This is a genomic window from Rhizobium sp. 25PS6, assembly GCF_032464655.1.
Lineage (GTDB): Bacteria > Pseudomonadota > Alphaproteobacteria > Rhizobiales > Rhizobiaceae > Rhizobium > Rhizobium laguerreae.
Genome location: NZ_JAWDIV010000069.1, coordinates 1 through 872, shown reverse-complemented (window position 1 = coordinate 872; position 872 = coordinate 1). Strand labels below are relative to the sequence as shown.

The 872-nt window shown below is 60.3% G+C and carries 1 protein-coding gene; it reads left to right on the top strand.

Translation table 11 applies throughout. The features are described 5' to 3' along the window. Positions 1-872: KUP/HAK/KT family potassium transporter (locus RWK44_RS34840; RefSeq protein ID WP_316030179.1), on the top strand; the 872-nt coding region annotated here is incomplete at both ends.

Sequence of the window (872 nt, the reverse complement as noted above, 5' to 3'; positions counted from 1 at the left end):
GACCCGTCGGTGTTGGGCGCAGTCAATCCGGTCCACGCACTCTGGTATATCGCAAACAACATCGGCTCAGCCATCGCGGTGCTTGGGGCCGTCTTTCTTGCCGTGACTGGCGCGGAGGCCCTCTATGTCGACCTTGGACATTTCGGACGCCGTCCGATCGTCACTGCGTGGTTTTCGCTCGTCTTCCCCAGTCTGCTTCTGAACTACTTCGGGCAGGGAGCGTTCGTGCTCGCGAACCCGCAGATGGCTGAGCATCCCTTTTTCAGCATGCATCCGGAGTGGGCGCGGATTCCTATGGTCTGTCTGGCCACCGCGGCAACGGTCATCGCCAGCCAGGCCGTGATCTCAGGCGCTTATTCCCTTGTCCGTCAGGCGATGCACCTCAACCTGCTTCCTCGCCTGCGCATCCTCCACACCTCCGAAACTCAGTCCGGACAGATCTTCATGCCGCAGGTGAATAACCTGCTGTTCATCTTCGTGGCTGCTCTGGTGCTCTTCTTCCAAAACTCGAGCGGCCTTTCCGCCGCCTATGGCATCGCCGTGACAGGCGAAATGTTCATCACTTCGATCCTCCTGTTCATCGTGATGCGCCGTATCTGGAGCTGGAAGCTGGCGACGGTTCTTGCCGTCATCGTGCCGATTTCACTGATCGACGCCGGATTTCTGGCCGCCAACATCGCGAAGTTCGCAGATGGAGGATGGGTTCCCGTTGCGGTGGCGACGACGATGGCGCTCATCATGCAGACATGGACGGCGGGGCGTCGGCTGCTTGCCGCCCGCACCAAGGCCGACGAAATCCCACTTTCCGCGATCATTGACAACCTGGCCCGGAAGAAGCCACCCACGGTGCCCGGGACTGCGATGTTTCTGAC